The following is a 16673-nucleotide window of genomic DNA, read 5'->3' on the forward strand; positions in this document are numbered from 1 at the left end:
ATCCTTTTCCCCTCTCGAGAGGGGATTTATCAATCCTCCTTTTCCCCTACAAAACCCAATTCAACAACTGAAAGCCCATTTTTACAACATCTTTACAACACTTTGCAACGACAGTTACAGCAGTTGTAAGCGTCCGGATATAGATTCGAATTGAGGTGCAGTATTCAATCCAACAGTAACTCAATTCGGGTATTATGAAAACATTCAAAAAATCCTATCTATTTTTTCTTGCAGGCTTTTTAGCCGTACTGCTTACAGTAAGCTCTTGTGGCAACAGCTCCACAGGTCCGGACATCGATGATACAACGGAGGTTGAAGATCCAACCGATGATGATAGCCCGGGAGATCCAATTGATCCGCCACCATCCGATAATTTTAAAATCGATTCTGATGATGTAACCGAAACGGAGGATGGGTATCGGTTTAATGGCTCGTTAATTGGTATCAATGGGAATGGTGTTGAATTTTCAATTGGAGAAGGTGAATTCGAAGTGGAACTCGACACCAATGGTGCAATTGTGTCGATTTCAGGTATCGGACTGCCCGAATTTCCGGATATGGGTATCTATAAAGATTTACTGGAAGAGTTTGCCTGGGATAAAATTGAGTCACACATTGAATATAAAATAGGCAGCGAATATATCGCAGATACCGAAACAGATATTCCTCTTAATCCGGATCGGTATTACGTACATTTCCGGGTTTTTGATGAAAACAGAGATGGTAAATTTGAATTACGCCGCCGTGCCAATGATTTCATTTACGATTTCTATGATATGTACATTGATATTGATGACCCAGCCGTGTTCATTAAAGTTCAGGTACCCATTCCGGATGGCGACGGTGGAAATGCAGATGATGCAGTTAAATCTTTTTGGAAGAAGCTTTCAGAAAAAGCATTGGAAAAAGGAATAGACATTGGCGAGAATATCTTTGAAGTGAGTACGGATACATATATGATTATCGGTCTTTCTAATGAAGGTACATTCACAACTCCCGAGTATAGTCTATCTGAATTCGGTCTGGTTGACACTGAATTATTCAGTGCATTTAACGGATTTGAAAATCTTTCAGGATTACAGTCTCATATCTATCTTAAATTTGCACGTTTTCCGATTCCGGGTACATATCAGCTGCTAAATATCACGGGTGACATGTCGACCTATTCTGAGAATGATAATAAAATTTTTATCGTAGACCTGCTTGTCAACCGAGCCGGTATAGACAGAACTGATTCCTATACAGGAGAAATCTCATTTAGTGCCCCCGGTTTGGGTTTAATTCTTGAAGGTATTTTACCGTCAATTAATGAGTATACCGGCAGAGATATTTTCGGGACAGATATTGATTTAAGTCCGATTGAAGGATTTTATCAATATCGATATACGTTACCGCAAGGAGGAGATAATTTAGCTTTTATGCGTTTCGGAGGATCATTCAATACTCCAGTTCTTGCTGACATATTCGGCGAAAATATAAAGCAATATTTGTTTTCACCACCTACAGAAAAACAGTTTGGTTATTTTAATATTGGACCGGGAATGGATGAAACTTCCTTTTATGTAGAATCAAACATGAATATGATTATTCCAAGTTATGGAGAAGTAGAACTTGGTAAATCAGTATTTAATTTTAACTCCGAAGGAATATACTTTCTAAACAAACAAGGTCTTCCAATCGGGCCATTTACTAACACAACTGAACTGGAAGGATCTATTTATGCCGGAAATTATAATTTCCGAACAGAAGTAATCAACGATATTACCCTGCCAAATAATGTGATTTTAGGAAACAAGGAGTTTGAATTGTCAGTTTCAAGTGATTCCGGGGCTACGTTTCGAGGTCAGGTTATTTTGCCTTTTGATATCGGAGAAGCCTCCACTTCAGGTGAACTTACAGACGTAGGCCTGACGATGAGCGGGATGGTTAGCCAGGGCTCTGAACTTGCGTTGACGACCGGTTTAAACCTGCCCACCAGAGACCTTGAACTTACTGTATCCACAGATCCCGACCGTATTCTGGAACTGCAGGGTGAGACTCAGATTCCATTTGTTGGCTACAACCAGATGACAGGTATTATCAATCAGGATCAATTCCTGTTCGAAGGCGAAGTTGACAGAACGCTTTCATTTGGTTCACTCGAGATTCCGGTTTCGAACGGCAGCTTGCTCATAGACAGTCAATCAGGTGTGTTTATGGATGCCTCCTATGAAATACCATTTCTGGCATCGCGAGCGGTTGAAGGTGAAATCACCAATGAGCATGTCTATCTGGCCAATGCAGTCAATGAGGATCTCACATTTAGCGCTGTGGAGTTGCCGATGTCAAATGGAGATATAACTTTGAATAATGACGGTGTTTTTATTAATGGAACACTCGCATTACCCCATAATCTCAGAACCTCGAATGTGTACGGTTCAATTACTTCGAGCGAAATGAAATTGACCGGCAGCATGGCCAGTGAACTTACTTTTTATGGTGTAAATTTCCCGGTCACAAACTCAACCCTTACTGCAAGTACTAACTCCGGCGTATCTGCAGCATTTAACATAAAACTTAACAACAGTTTGAATGCTCGGGTGACAGGTAATATCAATCAAAACGGTTATGTTTTTACCGGTTCAAATAACTTTTCCAGAGGAACTTCCTATTTGGGAGTCTCAGCAACAGTTAGTGGATCTATTGCGACCAGGCTAACCCAAAACGGAATATCGTTAACAGCAAATGGATCACTCACCTATAAAGGTGCATTGGGTAATACGATTACAGTACACAGCGGAAATCTCACCGTACAAACTGACTGGCAGAACCGATCGATCAGTGTTTGTGTGCCAGGCACCAATGTCTGTGTAGGCATATAAAATCCGGTTAATTATTCGCAAGTCCGAAAGTTACCAATACTTTTAGCTTGCTTAAACACTAATAAGTCTCAAACAATAGTAAGTTATTATCTGATTCTTTTATCCATAGAATGGGTATATAATACTCGAAAGCCGGCCGGTTGAAAACCGCCGGCTTTTTTTGATCCCAAAAATATTCTATACAAAAAGATTCAATTCATTAGCAGACTAGTTTTATCGGGTTGAAACTGTATATTTTATGCCAATATACATTCATCTAATAAATCTATACTTATGAGTATAATTCGATTGATTTTAGCCATACTTTTGCCACCGGTCGGTGTTTTTTTAACGGTAGGCATTGGCGGAGCATTTTGGCTCAACATATTATTGACTATTTTAGGATATGTACCCGGTATTATTCACGCTGTATGGGTTATTGCCAAACATGATCAATAAATAAACACAGGAGCATAGAAGATTTGGGGACATATGATGTCGAAATTCAAATCTATCTTTTCTTACAACTTACATTTCTAAATAGATACCAGAATTATGACAATTAAGGAGATTAAAAAACAGCTCGAGACATCGAAAAAACCGGTAGCCAAGGCGTTTCACATAGGTGAACATTTTAAAGTTTTGCTCTTTGGTTTTCGAAAAGGAATGAAACTGGAAGATCATAAAGCTCATCATCCCACCAAACTATTGGTTTTAGAAGGTGATGTGATTTATCACCAGGGAAAAAAGGACATCCGGCTGAAACAGCATGACGAGGTCGAAATTCCTGCAGAAGCTCCACACTCGGTTGGGGCACTGGAAGATAGTATGATTTTATTGACTCAAGGGTAAACTTGACCTCGGGTTATATCTGTCCAAAATCTTTCCCAGATATCCGGGAGAGCTATTAATTTGAGCAACATCTTTTCAGGTCAATCTGACTTGAATTTTTCACAATATGGAGATGTCTCGACTGCGTACCTACGAAAAGCGTCGGTACTTCGCTCGACATGACAATCGCTCATGCTTCTACAAAAAGTCAGGGGTGTGCAGCCAATAGCTGCACACCCCTGACTTTTATTCTATATACGGTTCTGTCATGTCGAGCGGTATGCAGGTGATCGGAGTGAACCGGAATAGAGTCGAGACATCTCCTAATGACAGGTCGCTAAACATAGATGCCTTTGTTTTACATCAATATCAAATGTATTGAGATTTGTGTTAAATCGGTCTTCGAACTTCTGAAGTCATCTTGATGAATGATTACTAAAATCAAAGAGGTAAAACAAGCTTATTTTAAGACCACGATTTCTGGATCTGTAAAAACTGTCTGTAGAAATTTTACTCAGTCCAAGATTATACCTGATATCAATTCCCAGACCGTTAGACATCAGCGGATAACTTAGACCTGCACTTAAACTTAAATCTACTTTTCTGAACCTGTTTTTTAAATCATACGTTGCCGCATCTTGATCCGCCCAGGCATTCATAAGAAAACCGAGTTGTGGGCCTGCCTGAACTAGAATATCATTGTCAAACTTATACTGAAAAAGGATAGGTACATTGACATGATCCAGCCTAATTAAAGAATTTTCACTTCTCAATTTTACACCTTGTGGTGAGTAGATCAGCTCGGTTTGAAGGGAGAGTGGAGCGATCTTTTCAGGATAAAACCGACCAATAAAACCGTAATGAAGTACGGACCGGTTACCGGTAACGTGATTGTCACTGAAATTGAGCGAGTAGATGTTTAATCCACCATTAAACCCAATTTCAGACTGTTGTGGAAATGCTGTTTCAAATCCTGCTGCCAGGAAAATTGTTACGAGAATGGCTAATCTTAAATCGTTTATCATCTGAGTCATTTACTTTTACTATCTGACTCAGGTTTTTAAGTAAATGTTCCTCAAAAAGCAGTCGGTCACCCGGATATCCTCATTCAGCTTTGAGAGTAGATTCAAGTTCTGTTCCGATCTAAATCTCTGATTCAATTTTATCTGCCGATTAGGCTCAATCCCACAAACTTTATTGAATCGAATGGTAAATTCAGTTAATATGACAATAGAGGGTTAAGCTATAATCCGATTGAATTTAAAATTATTGTTATGTCAAAAATCCAACTTGAAGAAAATTTTTGCTCACTTTCCGACTTCCAAGGAGATGTAGCATCTTACATAAAAAAGTTAAAGGAAGATCGGCGTCCTCTTGTGATTACAAAGCAGGGGCGAAATAGTGCAGTTTTACTAGATTCTGACGAGTATCGGAAGTTAGTAGATAAAGCTCAGTTATTGGAAGAGATTGTCGCTGCCCGGAAAGAGCTGAAGAGCGGTGAGGGTATAGACCATGATGAGTTTATCAGAACATTGAGATCACAATATGCGTCATAAATCATTTTTCAGATTAACGGTTTATTTACTCTTCAACTGACTAAAGAAACAATATGTCTCATCCCGGTTTAGTATTGAATCAAATGAAATCCTAATCTGACACTATACACATGAGACACTTTTTTGCAGTGACATTAACTGTTGCTTTGCTCTTTTCACTGAATCATGAATCCAACGCACAAAGTACCGAATTGGGTGTGATTATCGGTGAACCGACCGGTGTCAGTGCAAAATTCTGGACATCAGATAGATCAGCTGTTGATCTTGGAGTGGCATGGTCTCTCGGTTCGTCGGGGAATATGCATAATCCTTCGGGAAACATGCACCTGCACATCAACTACCTTTGGCACTTTTGGACAAATTCAGGAGTTGCGTTCTATACCGGTTTGGGCGGGCGTTTTCTTTTTGAAGATGAAACCCAATTTGCGGCACGAATCCCAATTGGTTTGCAGTTCAATGTAGCCCGTAGGCTGAGCCTTTTCTTTGAACTGGCACCGACACTGCCCATCATGCCGGAAACTCAATCCAATTTTGATATCAATGGCGGGGCAGGAGTGAGGATCAGGTTTTGAATTTTGTTAGGTAGGGGATAGCCGGGATAAATACCTCGCTCGAGTGTTTAACCCATGAATGGGTTTTTGTTTAAATAAAAATTGAGAGCTATTTCTCGCAGATTTGCAGAATGCTTGCCACGGAAACACGGAATGGATTGAAATTTCCGTGCAATTCCGTGTTTCGCTTCGCGTCAAAAGATGAGCCGTGGCTATAATGGCGTGAAATGAAACACCTGATTTCACTATAATTACTTTAGCAAACAGATCTATTTTTCCTGGCAAGATTCACAAATATAAATCCTTCTACCCGACATCTTTGTTTTTTGAATGATGTTTCCGCAAATGTGACACGGTTTATTTTCTCTGCCAAACAGAAAGTGCCGGTAGTCGCGACGCTTTTTCCCCTCCGATTTCAGTTTCATGGCCAGATCATCAGGCGTAGTAAGTCCGCCGGTTTCGTAGGAGCGGCCGGTGATGGTTAGTGCGGATTTAGAGAATGTTTCAATAGCCTCGTCCGAAAGATCCATCGGGCGTTTTTTTGGATGAATACGGGCATCGTACAAAATTTCTGTTCGCAGATAGTTTCCCACACCGCTCAGGAATCCCTGATTAAGCAGGAGGGAGGCGAATGACTTTCTTCGGAATTGATCGTCCACAGTTCTTTCTGCAATGGTTTCGGGCTGTACGCCCTTTAGCAGGTCGGGTCCCAGTTTGCTTAGATAAGGATGCTCGTGGAGAGATACTTCATCCATCACGTCAATATCGCTGGCGCTATAGAGCAGTGCCGACTTTCTATCCGTTCGAATTTCAAGGCGCAGCTCACGGTTTGTTTTAGGATAATCTCCTGCCGGCTTGATGTACCATTTTCCGTATAGCTGGTTGTGTGAGTAGATGTGATAATCGTCTTCAAATGAGATAACGAGGCCTTTGCCGTATGCCTCAACGTTTTCAACCTGTTTACCGGCCAGATCGCTTTCGAAGGGTTTGAGGTGATCATGATAAAAATAGAGATAGATGGGCGACTGATCTCCGATTGCGTTTCGGATCTTGTCGGCTTCACGATGAACTTCGGGTCCTTCAGGCATTTCCGGGTTTTTATATTTTTATGTGTTTAGCTGATTTAAACGGTAATTGGGGGAAGATCATTCTCAATAGTGGAAGTGGGGATAAATCCCGCGCTCGTTTGTGTAACCCATAAATGGGTTAAGTGATTAGATTTGGTTTGAGAGGGGTTCTCGCAGATGTTTGCGCAGAGTTTCGCAGATCGAACCCTTCGTGGCAGAATAGCACAAATTGGAACACTAACAATTCATTCTGTTTAATAGTAGATAGTTTACAGGAATGATTGCCACGGAAACACGGAAAAAAGCAGAAGCTTCCGTGCAGTTCCGTGCTTCCGTGGCTACTTTTATTATATCTATCATAAATCAATCAATTAACAGATCAAACAGGAACCTCTGAAGCACTCTTTGTTGTTCTGCGGATATGAAACAAACAGACAAAGTTTACGATTTTATTGTGATCGGCTCAGGGATGGGCGGCTTAACTGCGGCTTCCCTTTTGGCAAAAGATGGGCACTCCGTTTTGGTACTGGAAGCTGCACTTGCCATCGGCGGATGCAGCTCCTCATACTTTCGGAAAGGATACATTTTTGAATCCGGTGCAACCACGCTGATCGGCTTTGACGAGCATCAACCTCTAAAAAAACTGGAAGAGACCCTGGGCATAACCATTCCAAAAGTGAAGCTCAATCCGTCAATGAGAGTGCATCTGAACGGAAAGGAGATCACACGCTACGAAGACCGGGATGAATGGATTAGAGAATCAATCCGTCATTTCGGAGAGGAGAAAGCACAGGAGCTGTTTTGGGAAAAAGCGTTTAAGGTAGCCGATGTGGTCTGGAGAGTATCCGAAAAGAATGCAGCGTTTCCTCCGCAATCAGCCACGGATTGGATGAAACTCCTTAAAAATGATCCGCGTGATGTGTGGGTTCTGCCTTATGCATTCAAATCGGTAAAGGAGTTTGCAAGGGACTGCAGCATCACCAATCCGGAGTTTTTCCGTTTTCTGGATGAGCAGCTGTTGATATCTGCACAGTCTAAATCGAACGATACACCGTTTCTTTTCGGTGCTCCGGCCGTAACCTACACAAACTGCTCAAACTATTCTGTACCCGGCGGACTGAAAAAGATGGCGGAAACTTTAAGTGATTTCATCACAGAGAAAGGCGGTAAGGTTCAAACCAAAGAGAAGGTGTTGTCTCTTGCGAAAGATGCGGGAAATTTTAAAATAACGACTTCTAAAAACCGGACATATCAGGCGAGACAGGTTGTATCGGGCATCCCGGTTTGGAATATGGAGGATATTACCTCCGGTAAAATGGCTGAATACTTCAAGCAGGAATCCGCCAAGTACAGTGAGGCGTGGGGAGCATTTACCATGGGTATTGTCACCGATGATGTCTATCCCGATGATATGCCGCTTCATCATCAGATTCACATCAAAAACCCAATTTCAGGCATTCACTCCGATTCGATATTTGTCTCATTTTCTCATCCGGATGACGAGGAACGATCCAAAGAGGGGACGCGTGTTCTGAATATCTCATCGCATACCGAAACCGACTATTGGTTCTCTTTAAATGGCAGTTATGATGCAGAAAAAGAGCGAGTAGAAGAGCAGGTTATAGCCGTTCTCAAAGAACAGCTTCCGCAATTTGATAATGCAGAAATCAAGCTAGCATTTTCGGCAACCCCGGTCAGCTGGGAGAACTGGGTAAATCGCAAAAAAGGACGCGTAGGGGGCATTCCGCAGAGTATGGAGCGTTCACTGCTCGATTGGACGCCAAATCAAACCCCGTTTAAAGGTCTCTATCTTTGCGGAGATACGGTATTTCCGGGTCAGGGAATTCCGGGCGTAACTTTAAGCGGATTTCACGTATATTATAGAGCTCAGAATAATTTTTAAAAAACAACAGTTTCATTGAATTACGACAACAATAACTATTCGCCCACAACGCAATTTTCTATTTTTCCTCCTGCCGTAAAACACCTGATTATTGTCAATCTGTTGGTTTTTGTGGCGTTGATGAATCCGATGCTTCAGCAGTATCTGATGATGTTTGGGGCTCTCTGGCCTATCGGTTCCGGCAATTTTGCTCCATGGCAGCTTATCACCTATATGTTTATACACGCCGGATTCGGTCACATCATTTTTAACCTGTTTGCCCTATGGATTTTTGGGCAGGGTATTGAAAACTTCTGGGGAACAAAACGCTTTGCGATCTACTACTTTTTAACAGGAGTAGGAGCAGCGCTCATTCACATGTGGATTGGCGGAAGCGGTGCGCCGACAGTAGGAGCATCGGGTGCAGTTTATGGAATCCTTTTGGCTTTCGGAATGATGTTTCCTGATCGTTACATTATGCTTTTAATACCTCCGGTACCGATTAAGGCAAAATACTTTGTTGCTATTTTTGGAGCTATTGAGTTGATGTCCGGCCTGATGCGCCCCGACAGCGGAATTGCTCACTTTGCTCACCTCGGCGGTATGGTTGTAGGCTATATCTTAATCAAATACTGGGGCTTGAAAGGCGAACGACGCGCATAATCAGATTGAATAATGAATATGTATCAGCAAGACTCATTTTGGAACTCTTTTAAACGCGGCTTCATGCAAATGCCGACGGTGATTCGTACGCTAATCGCCATCAATGTGATCGTGTTCATTTTTCAGGCATTTTTTGGCGGTATTCAGATCGGTGGTCAAACTCTGAACCGATATATCGTCGAATGGCTTGGGTTTAATCCAGACCTGGTAACGGCTGTAACTCAACCGTGGCGATTTGTAACCTATATGTTTTTGCACGGCGGTGGATTTCACCTACTCTTTAACATGCTCTGGCTTTGGTGGATGGGTCGTGCAGTAGAGGAGGGATTGGGACCCCGAACGTTTGCAGTGATCTTTTTCGGTGCAGGTATCGGCGGTGCATTTTTTCATGTGGCCCTCTCGTTTCTTTACGGGTCAAGTATGGTGATCGGAGCATCAGGTGCTGTTTTTGGTGTGATGGTCGCCTTTGCCTACATGTACCCAACCATGCCGATCATGCTTTTTCTGCTACCGCCCATTCAGGCGCGCTATGTGGTTGCAGGCCTTATTCTGTTTGATGTGCTCTTTATTGGTGCCGGAGATAATGTGGCCCGGCTGGTTCACCTTGGCGGTGCCGGTATCGGATACCTTTTGGTTAAAGCCCACTATAACGGGGTAGACTTGTCTAAATTTGTTCGGCCGATCGAAAAAATATGGAATCCTGAACTTTCCGGGTTCAGCAAAAAGAATAAAGAGAAGAAGCGAAAAAAGAACAGGGATATGTACTCTGTAAGTGACGTGGAAATTCTTGACGAAGAGGAGGTCTCCGATCTTGACGATATCCTGGAAAAAATCTCCAAAAAAGGCTACGATGGCCTCACCAAAGAGGAGAAGAAAAAACTGTTTGATTTGAGCAAGAGAAACTGATTTTTAAGGCAAAAGGCAAAAGGCAAAAGGCAAAAGGCAAAAGGCAAAAGTGAAACGTGAAACATGGTATTTTTGTCTTGATTTACCTCAGATTAATCTTGGTAACAATAGATCAGTATCTTTTTTTACTTTTAAAAATACTTTTTCACTTTTGCCTTTTCACGTTTCACCTTTTTAAATTCATAGTTTTACATAAAAATGAGCAGTCCAATTAAGCGAAGAAAATCAATCACGGTAATGGTAGGTGATGTTCCTGTTGGTGGCGGGCATCCGATTGTGGTGCAGTCGATGACCAATACGGATACGGCGGATATTGATGAGACAGTGGATCAGATTGATCATCTGCATCAGGCCGGTTCGGAGATTGTACGGATTACGGTGAACAACGACGCCTCAGCCAAAGCGGTGCCGTCTATCAAAGAGAAGCTGCTGAATCGCGGTGTCACAGTCCCAATCGTGGGGGATTTTCACTATAACGGACACAAGCTGTTAACGAAATATCCGGATATGGCGAAGGCACTGGCCAAGTTTCGGATTAATCCGGGAAACACCGGCACTAAAACCCGTGATGAGAATTTTTGCACTATTGTAGAGCAGGCGATCAAATATGACAAGCCGGTTCGAATTGGAGTAAACTGGGGATCTTTGGATCAGCAGTTACTGGCTCAGTACATGGACGAAAATAACAACAGAAAAGAACCAAAAACCTCCAAAGAGGTGATGCTGGACACGATGGTGGAAAGTGCCCGGCGATCCACGGCGCTGGCTGAGGATGTTGGACTGGCTTCAGATAAAATTGTCGTTAGCTGTAAAATGAGCGGCGTACAGGATCTGATTAATGTCTACAGAAGAATCGCGAATGACCTGAAAGTATCCGCTACATCTGGGACTCACTGAGGCCGGAATGGGAATGAAAGGTACCGTAGCGAGTTCTGTAGCATTGGGCGTGCTTTTGCAGGAAGGAATTGGAGATACGATAAGAGTATCGCTCACCCCGATGCCGGGAGCTGATCGTGCCGAAGAGGTGAGAATTTGTCAGCAGATACTTCAGTCACTCGGAATCAGAAGTTTTATTCCTCAGGTTACCTCATGTCCCGGTTGCGGCAGAACGAAGAGCACCTATTTCCAGGAGCTGGCTGATGAAATACAAAATTATATTGTTGAGACAATGCCGGTGTGGCGCGAAGTCTATCCCGGAGTGGAGGAGATGGATGTGGCCGTGATGGGCTGTGTGGTAAACGGGCCCGGTGAGTCCAGGCATGCCAATATCGGTATCTCACTTCCCGGAACATTTGAGGAACCCAAAGCACCCGTTTATGTTGATGGAGAGCATTTCACTACGCTTAAAGGAGAGGGAATTGGTGCAGAGTTTAGAAAAATACTGGATGATTATGTGGTAAAGAATTACAGTAAGTAGCCTCTGTGGTTCACATTTAAAATCAGACGGTCATATCTTTGATTCAAGGTGCTCTAAAGCTGATTTAAAACTTCATTTCTGATCGAAATTTGTTGAATTTTACAGGTAAATTGCAGAAATTAATGTAAGCGCTTACACTTTTATCTGTCTGATTTAAGGTATTTTTTTATACCAAGTAAATATTAACTGCTGAGGTACTTTTGGCTAAAACCATATATGATATTGCGAAAGCTGCCGGAGTGAGTATTGCTACGGTCTCGAGGGTGTTCAATCAAGCAGAAAATGTAAAACTGGAAACCCGAAAAAAAGTCTTGAAAGTAGCGGAGGAGATGGGATATCATCCGCATGTCTATGCTCAAGGACTTGCAAGTAAGAAGAAAAACCGGATTTTAATGTTGGCTCCGGTCATGTCGAACTACTTTTTTACGGAGGTTTTACGGGGTATACAGGATAGCCTGGCTGAAGAGAATTTTGAACTCAATATTGTGAATATCGGTCAGAAGAATAATGCCTTTAAGCAGGTCTCCGAAACATTGAAGAAGCATTGGGCTGAAGGGTATTTACTGGTATCGCTTCACTTTTCTGAAAAAGAACTCAAAGCACTAAAGCGATATAATATTCCTCTGTGCCTTGTCGATGATTTCAGCAATCTGTTTGATTCGGTCAGTTTCAACAATGAGGAGGGAGCATACCTTGCAACCAAATACCTCATTTCCAAGGGTTTTGAAAGAATTGCAGTTCTCTCTGCTGACGCATCATCCATTCCAATTCGTGATCGTATAACAGGTTACAAGAGAGCTCTCAATGAGTACGAACTTCCATTTGATGAAGATCTGATTGTAACCGGCGACAATATGGAGAGGGATGGTTTTACCGAGTTGAGCGGCTACCAGGCAATGAATAAAATTTTGAAGCTGAATCCGCTGCCCGACGCTGTTTTTTGCACATCGGATACAAAAGCTGTGGGCGCTAAAAAAGCATTAAAAGAGCACAATATTCATATTCCGATTATCAGTTTTGATAATCTTACAATTGCGGAGTATATCGGCCTTACCACGGTTAATCAGCCGATGTACGATATGGGATTCCGCGCTACCCATAAACTTATACAGAGGCTACACAATCCGGACTTGAGGATCAGCAATGAGGTTCATCATCCGGAGCTTGTGATTCGCTCTTCATCAGAGAATTTAAAAGAAGTAACATCATGACATCACGTTTATTTAAAACAATTTTTCTACTCCTCATACTGGTTCTATCGGCTCAGACGGTTGCGGGTCAGGTAATTACAACGGAGCCCGCATTTCCGACAGAGGACGAGCCACTTACCATTATTTTTGATGCCAAAGAAGATCAAGGAGGTGAACTTGAAGGTTATACAGGCTCACTTTATGCTCATACAGGGTTGATAGTTTCGGAGGCAAATCAAGGTTCTTCAGAATGGGAGTATGTGATTGGAACCTGGGGAAATAACAGTGTACAACCTCAATTGACTAGTCTGGGTAACGATCGCTGGGAGCTGGAGATAAATGACATCAGAGATTTCTATGATGTACCGGAATCAGAGGATAAAATTTATCAAATTGCCATTGTATTTCGCAGCTCAGATGGCAGCAGACAATCCCGTCCGGATCTTTTTATTGATCTGAGTGATGAGGAACTGCAGGTTCGTTTTACCAGTCCGGATGTATCAGCTTTGAATCCTTACTTCACAGAGGTTGGACAGACAGTCAATCTGCAAATTGAAGCCGCTTCGGCCCAGCCAATAGCCTCACTCACTCTGTTTGAAGGAGAGACTGAACTGACCAGTACTACAGAATCATCCCTTCAGTATGACTACACTGTAACCAATACAGGGCGCACGGATTTTTATACGGAGGTTGAGGATGATCAGGGAAATGTTGTCTCAGATTCGCTTTATATCGTGGTAAATCCGCCCGTGAATGTGCAGGCGCGACCAAACGGGATTGAGGACGGCATTCACTACCACGAAGATCCAACAACCGTAACTTTTTCTTTCTACGCCCCTGATAAGGATTTTGCCTACCTGATTGGAGATATGACCGATTGGGAAGTAAGCGAAGAGCATTTTATGAACCTGGACAATACAGACCCAACCGGTAACCGATTCTGGATTACAGTAAATGATTTAACACCGGGCGATCAGTATCGCTTTCAATACTTTATTGATGGAGAGATTCGTGTGGCTGATCTCTATTCGGAATTGATTCTGGATAGTAATAACGACCAATATATTGAGGATTCGATCTATCCCAATATGCCACAGTATCCATATGGGTTTACCGAGCACGCCGTTACGGTAATTGAACCGGGTGCCGAAGAGTATGAGTGGCAAATCCCCGATTTTGAACGGCCTGAGAAGGAAGAACTGGTTGTTTATGAACTTTTGCTTAGGGATTTTCTGGAGGAGAGTTCATACGAAGTTTTAACCGATACGCTTGACTACCTGGATAATCTGGGTGTGAATGCCATTGAACTGATGCCAATACAAGAATTTAGCGGAAACATAAGCTGGGGCTATAACCCTGTTTTTCACGGGGCGTTAGACAAAGCGTATGGTTCAAAAGATTCCTTCAAGCGGTTTGTGGATGAAGCTCACTCCAGGGGGATAGCTGTCCTGCTTGATGTTGTTTACAACCATGCAGAAGGTAACTCTCCATTGATTCGAATCTATGGTTCCGATCGAAATACAAATCCATTGATTGGGCCGGGACACGCTTACAATGTATTTAATCACCTCAATCACGATCATCCCTACATCCAGTACTGGCTTGACCGGATGAATCGATATTGGCTTGAAGAGTACAATATTGACGGTTACCGGTTTGATTTATCTAAAGGCTTTGCTTCGAATGTAGATAACCGAAGTAATCTGGATGGCTATAATTCTGATCGAATAGCGAATCTTAAAAGAATGGCGGATGAGATGTGGAGTGTTGATCCGGATTCGTATGTAATTCTGGAGCATCTCGGTGCAAGTTCAGAGGAGGCCGAACTCTCTGATTATGGAATGATGCTGTGGGGGAAACACAATGGAGAATACAGTGAGGCTTCCATGGGTTATTCTGATAATTCTGATTTTTCAGGAGTTTACTATGGAAACCGCGGATGGAGTAATCCAAATCTGATTGGATACATGGAAAGCCATGATGAGCAGTGGATCATGTTCAGAAATCTGAATTTTGGCAATGATCTGAATGAAAATCACGATATAACGGAGCTCGATGTAGCATTGAATCGTCAGAAACTGACCGGAGCCTTTTTCTTAACGATTCCGGGACCGAAGATGATCTGGCAGTTTGGAGAGCTGGGTTATGGTGGTGGTCCGGGTGAGTGCCTGAAGCCGGGCGACGGTTCAGACGGGTCTTGTTTGTCAGCAGACGTGGGTAGGACGGACCCAAAACCGATACGATGGGACTACTATAGTGAGGAGAACAGACTCCGCCTGTATAAAACCTGGTCGGAACTGCTGAGGCTTCGCCACTCAAGTCCTGTATTCAGTAGTGCAGAAACAGAATTTGAAGCTTCACTCGGCAGCGGCATTAAGTGGATCCGTTTGCAGCATGAGGATATGGATGCTGTGATTGTCGGGAATTTCAGTGTGCTGTTCCGGGATGCAACCGTTGATTTTACACAGCAAGGCGAGTGGAATGAATTTGTAACCGGAAATACGCTGGATGTAGGTAACGTGCGGCAGACCTTTAACCTGGCACCGGGCGAAGTTAGGATCTATACAAGTGAATTTGTAGAGCCTGCAGAGGAGAATGTATTTTTCCAGGTGGGAGAGAGCAATTTTGGCCAGCTCATTCGGGAATTGAGTATTGAATCAAACTATCCGAATCCGTTTAATCCATCCACGCAGATTGAGTATGAGGTACCGGAAGCGGGCGCTGTAGTGCTGGATGTTTACGATGTTTTAGGCAGGAGAGTGGCTACGATTGTAAATAACAGTGAACACCCGAGAGGTTCATTTACCGTCGATTTTGACGCTTCTGAGTTGAGCAGCGGTGTTTATATTGCAAGACTGAAACAGGGTGGACAGGTTGTCACCGAGAAAATGACGCTAATCAAGTAGGAACGCGGATTTAGCGGATTTTTGGATTGAACGGATTTTCGTGGCACGTCTTTGAGGCGTGCCACGAGTGTTTTTGGGAGCACAGTTTTCTTAAATTTTAACCATGAATGTAATGAATGAGTTTGACCCATTTCGTAGGGATATTTTGTCTATAGCAAATGAGTACTTAACTCAAATTCCGCAAAATGGAGGTGCAGTGGCTACAAAATAAGTTTCATTTAAAAGTGATTAAAATAGTTCATCTCATACCTTTTTAGATGCAAACCTTCTTTTTGCCGGTCATTCCTGCTTTAGTACTTTTGAAGCAGTAATTCGTACACAAAATAAATGGCGTTCACCTTTTAAGGGATGAAACCAGCCCCGTTTCGGGGCGGCATATCCGTAGCCCCACAGGTTCACAACGTGAATCTGTGGGGTGCAAGAAGACCGAATATTAAAGAAGCACCATAGGTGCGGCATGTTTCGAATTCTGAATTCAATCTCAATTGTAACATCGACCCATATATTCCGCACCTACGGTGCTCCTATGTTCGGGTTCGCCCTTTGCCCCATGGCCAACGCTTTGCGCTGACCATGGGCTACGGACATGACGCACCTCTGGTGCTTGGTTTTTGTCAGGTGCATATCTCAACTCCTGATGGTGTGATCGTCTTGCAAGGGTACGGATATACCGCACCTGCGGCGCTCCCATAGTTCATGCTCGCTTAACGCTTAACCCAAGGCCACCGCTGCGCAGTGACTTTGGGCTACGGATATGGCGTCCCGTAGCGGGACTTTCATTGCCTGAGTCATTTGGTGTAAAAGCTTTTAAGTATTCATAAGAAACGAAAATTGCCACGGCTCATCTTTTGACGCGAAGCGAAA

Annotated in this window: 12 protein-coding genes and 1 pseudogene; 11 read left to right on the forward strand and 2 right to left on the reverse strand. The window is 42.9% G+C overall.

Features of this window, described 5'->3' with window-relative positions; translation table 11 throughout:
- Nucleotides 1-194 precede the first annotated feature (194 nt).
- From U5K35_RS05835 to U5K35_RS05845, 3 genes are all read left to right on the forward strand, one after another.
- Nucleotides 195-2861 (forward strand): hypothetical protein, encoded by a 2667-nt coding sequence (locus tag U5K35_RS05835; protein WP_322570541.1) that lies wholly within the window; start codon nt 195-197, stop codon nt 2859-2861.
- A 273-nt stretch (nt 2862-3134) separates the two neighbouring features.
- Complete coding sequence (locus U5K35_RS05840; protein WP_322570542.1) at nt 3135-3299, forward strand: YqaE/Pmp3 family membrane protein; 165 nt, start codon at nt 3135-3137, stop codon at nt 3297-3299.
- Between the two features lie 96 nt (nt 3300-3395).
- A complete protein-coding gene (locus tag U5K35_RS05845) occupies nt 3396-3692 on the forward strand; it encodes a hypothetical protein (RefSeq protein WP_322570543.1) in 297 nt (98 codons plus the stop codon).
- Between the two features lie 395 nt (nt 3693-4087).
- Here the strand turns inward: U5K35_RS05845 and U5K35_RS05850 are convergent, their stop codons facing one another.
- Entirely contained in the window at nt 4088-4696 is a 609-nt protein-coding gene (locus U5K35_RS05850; RefSeq protein WP_322570544.1) for a porin family protein, read from the reverse strand.
- A 249-nt stretch (nt 4697-4945) separates the two neighbouring features.
- On the opposite strand from U5K35_RS05850, the gene U5K35_RS05855 reads away from it, so the two are divergent.
- Complete coding sequence (locus U5K35_RS05855; protein ID WP_322570545.1) at nt 4946-5227, forward strand: type II toxin-antitoxin system Phd/YefM family antitoxin; 282 nt, start codon at nt 4946-4948, stop codon at nt 5225-5227.
- Nucleotides 5228-5337: 110 nt separating this feature from the next.
- Entirely contained in the window at nt 5338-5799 is a 462-nt protein-coding gene (locus U5K35_RS05860) for a hypothetical protein (protein WP_322570546.1), read from the forward strand.
- A 248-nt stretch (nt 5800-6047) separates the two neighbouring features.
- On the opposite strand, the gene nei is transcribed toward U5K35_RS05860, so the two are convergent.
- Complete coding sequence (gene nei, locus U5K35_RS05865) at nt 6048-6866, reverse strand: endonuclease VIII (RefSeq protein WP_322570547.1); 819 nt, start codon at nt 6864-6866, stop codon at nt 6048-6050.
- A 400-nt stretch (nt 6867-7266) separates the two neighbouring features.
- On the opposite strand from nei, the gene U5K35_RS05870 reads away from it, so the two are divergent.
- The 6 genes and pseudogenes from U5K35_RS05870 to U5K35_RS05900 all read left to right on the forward strand — a co-directional run bounded on the left by U5K35_RS05870 (nt 7267) and on the right by U5K35_RS05900 (nt 15809).
- A complete protein-coding gene (locus U5K35_RS05870; RefSeq protein ID WP_322570548.1) occupies nt 7267-8748 on the forward strand; it encodes an NAD(P)/FAD-dependent oxidoreductase in 1482 nt (493 codons plus the stop codon).
- Nucleotides 8749-8763: 15 nt separating this feature from the next.
- On the forward strand, nt 8764-9390 hold the full coding sequence (locus U5K35_RS05875) for a rhomboid family intramembrane serine protease (protein ID WP_322570549.1): 627 nt from the start codon (nt 8764-8766) through the stop codon (nt 9388-9390).
- Nucleotides 9391-9408: 18 nt separating this feature from the next.
- Nucleotides 9409-10296, forward strand: coding sequence for a rhomboid family intramembrane serine protease (locus U5K35_RS05880; RefSeq protein ID WP_322570550.1), 888 nt, complete (start codon nt 9409-9411; stop codon nt 10294-10296).
- A 198-nt stretch (nt 10297-10494) separates the two neighbouring features.
- Nucleotides 10495-11713, forward strand: a pseudogene (gene ispG / locus U5K35_RS19540) (flavodoxin-dependent (E)-4-hydroxy-3-methylbut-2-enyl-diphosphate synthase).
- Between the two features lie 200 nt (nt 11714-11913).
- Nucleotides 11914-12924 (forward strand): LacI family DNA-binding transcriptional regulator, encoded by a 1011-nt coding sequence (locus U5K35_RS05895; RefSeq protein WP_322570553.1) that lies wholly within the window; start codon nt 11914-11916, stop codon nt 12922-12924.
- On the forward strand, nt 12921-15809 hold the full coding sequence (locus U5K35_RS05900; protein ID WP_322570554.1) for an alpha-amylase family glycosyl hydrolase: 2889 nt from the start codon (nt 12921-12923) through the stop codon (nt 15807-15809). Before U5K35_RS05895 ends, U5K35_RS05900 begins: the two co-directional genes overlap by 4 nt.
- Nucleotides 15810-16673: the final 864 nt, after the last annotated feature.

This window comes from Rhodohalobacter sp. (genome assembly GCF_034521535.1).
Lineage (GTDB): Bacteria > Bacteroidota > Rhodothermia > Balneolales > Balneolaceae > Rhodohalobacter.

Coding starts and splice junctions, on each gene's coding strand:
- U5K35_RS05850 (WP_322570544.1), bottom strand. CDS start 4,696: ATGATAAACGATTTAAGATTAGCCATTCTCGTAACAATTTTCCTGGCA.
- U5K35_RS05855 (WP_322570545.1), top strand. CDS start 4,946: ATGTCAAAAATCCAACTTGAAGAAAATTTTTGCTCACTTTCCGACTTC.
- U5K35_RS05880 (WP_322570550.1), top strand. CDS start 9,409: ATGTATCAGCAAGACTCATTTTGGAACTCTTTTAAACGCGGCTTCATG.
- U5K35_RS05860 (WP_322570546.1), top strand. CDS start 5,338: ATGAGACACTTTTTTGCAGTGACATTAACTGTTGCTTTGCTCTTTTCA.
- U5K35_RS05835 (WP_322570541.1), top strand. CDS start 195: ATGAAAACATTCAAAAAATCCTATCTATTTTTTCTTGCAGGCTTTTTA.
- U5K35_RS05840 (WP_322570542.1), top strand. CDS start 3,135: ATGAGTATAATTCGATTGATTTTAGCCATACTTTTGCCACCGGTCGGT.
- U5K35_RS05870 (WP_322570548.1), top strand. CDS start 7,267: ATGAAACAAACAGACAAAGTTTACGATTTTATTGTGATCGGCTCAGGG.
- U5K35_RS05900 (WP_322570554.1), top strand. CDS start 12,921: ATGACATCACGTTTATTTAAAACAATTTTTCTACTCCTCATACTGGTT.
- nei (WP_322570547.1), bottom strand. CDS start 6,866: ATGCCTGAAGGACCCGAAGTTCATCGTGAAGCCGACAAGATCCGAAAC.
- U5K35_RS05845 (WP_322570543.1), top strand. CDS start 3,396: ATGACAATTAAGGAGATTAAAAAACAGCTCGAGACATCGAAAAAACCG.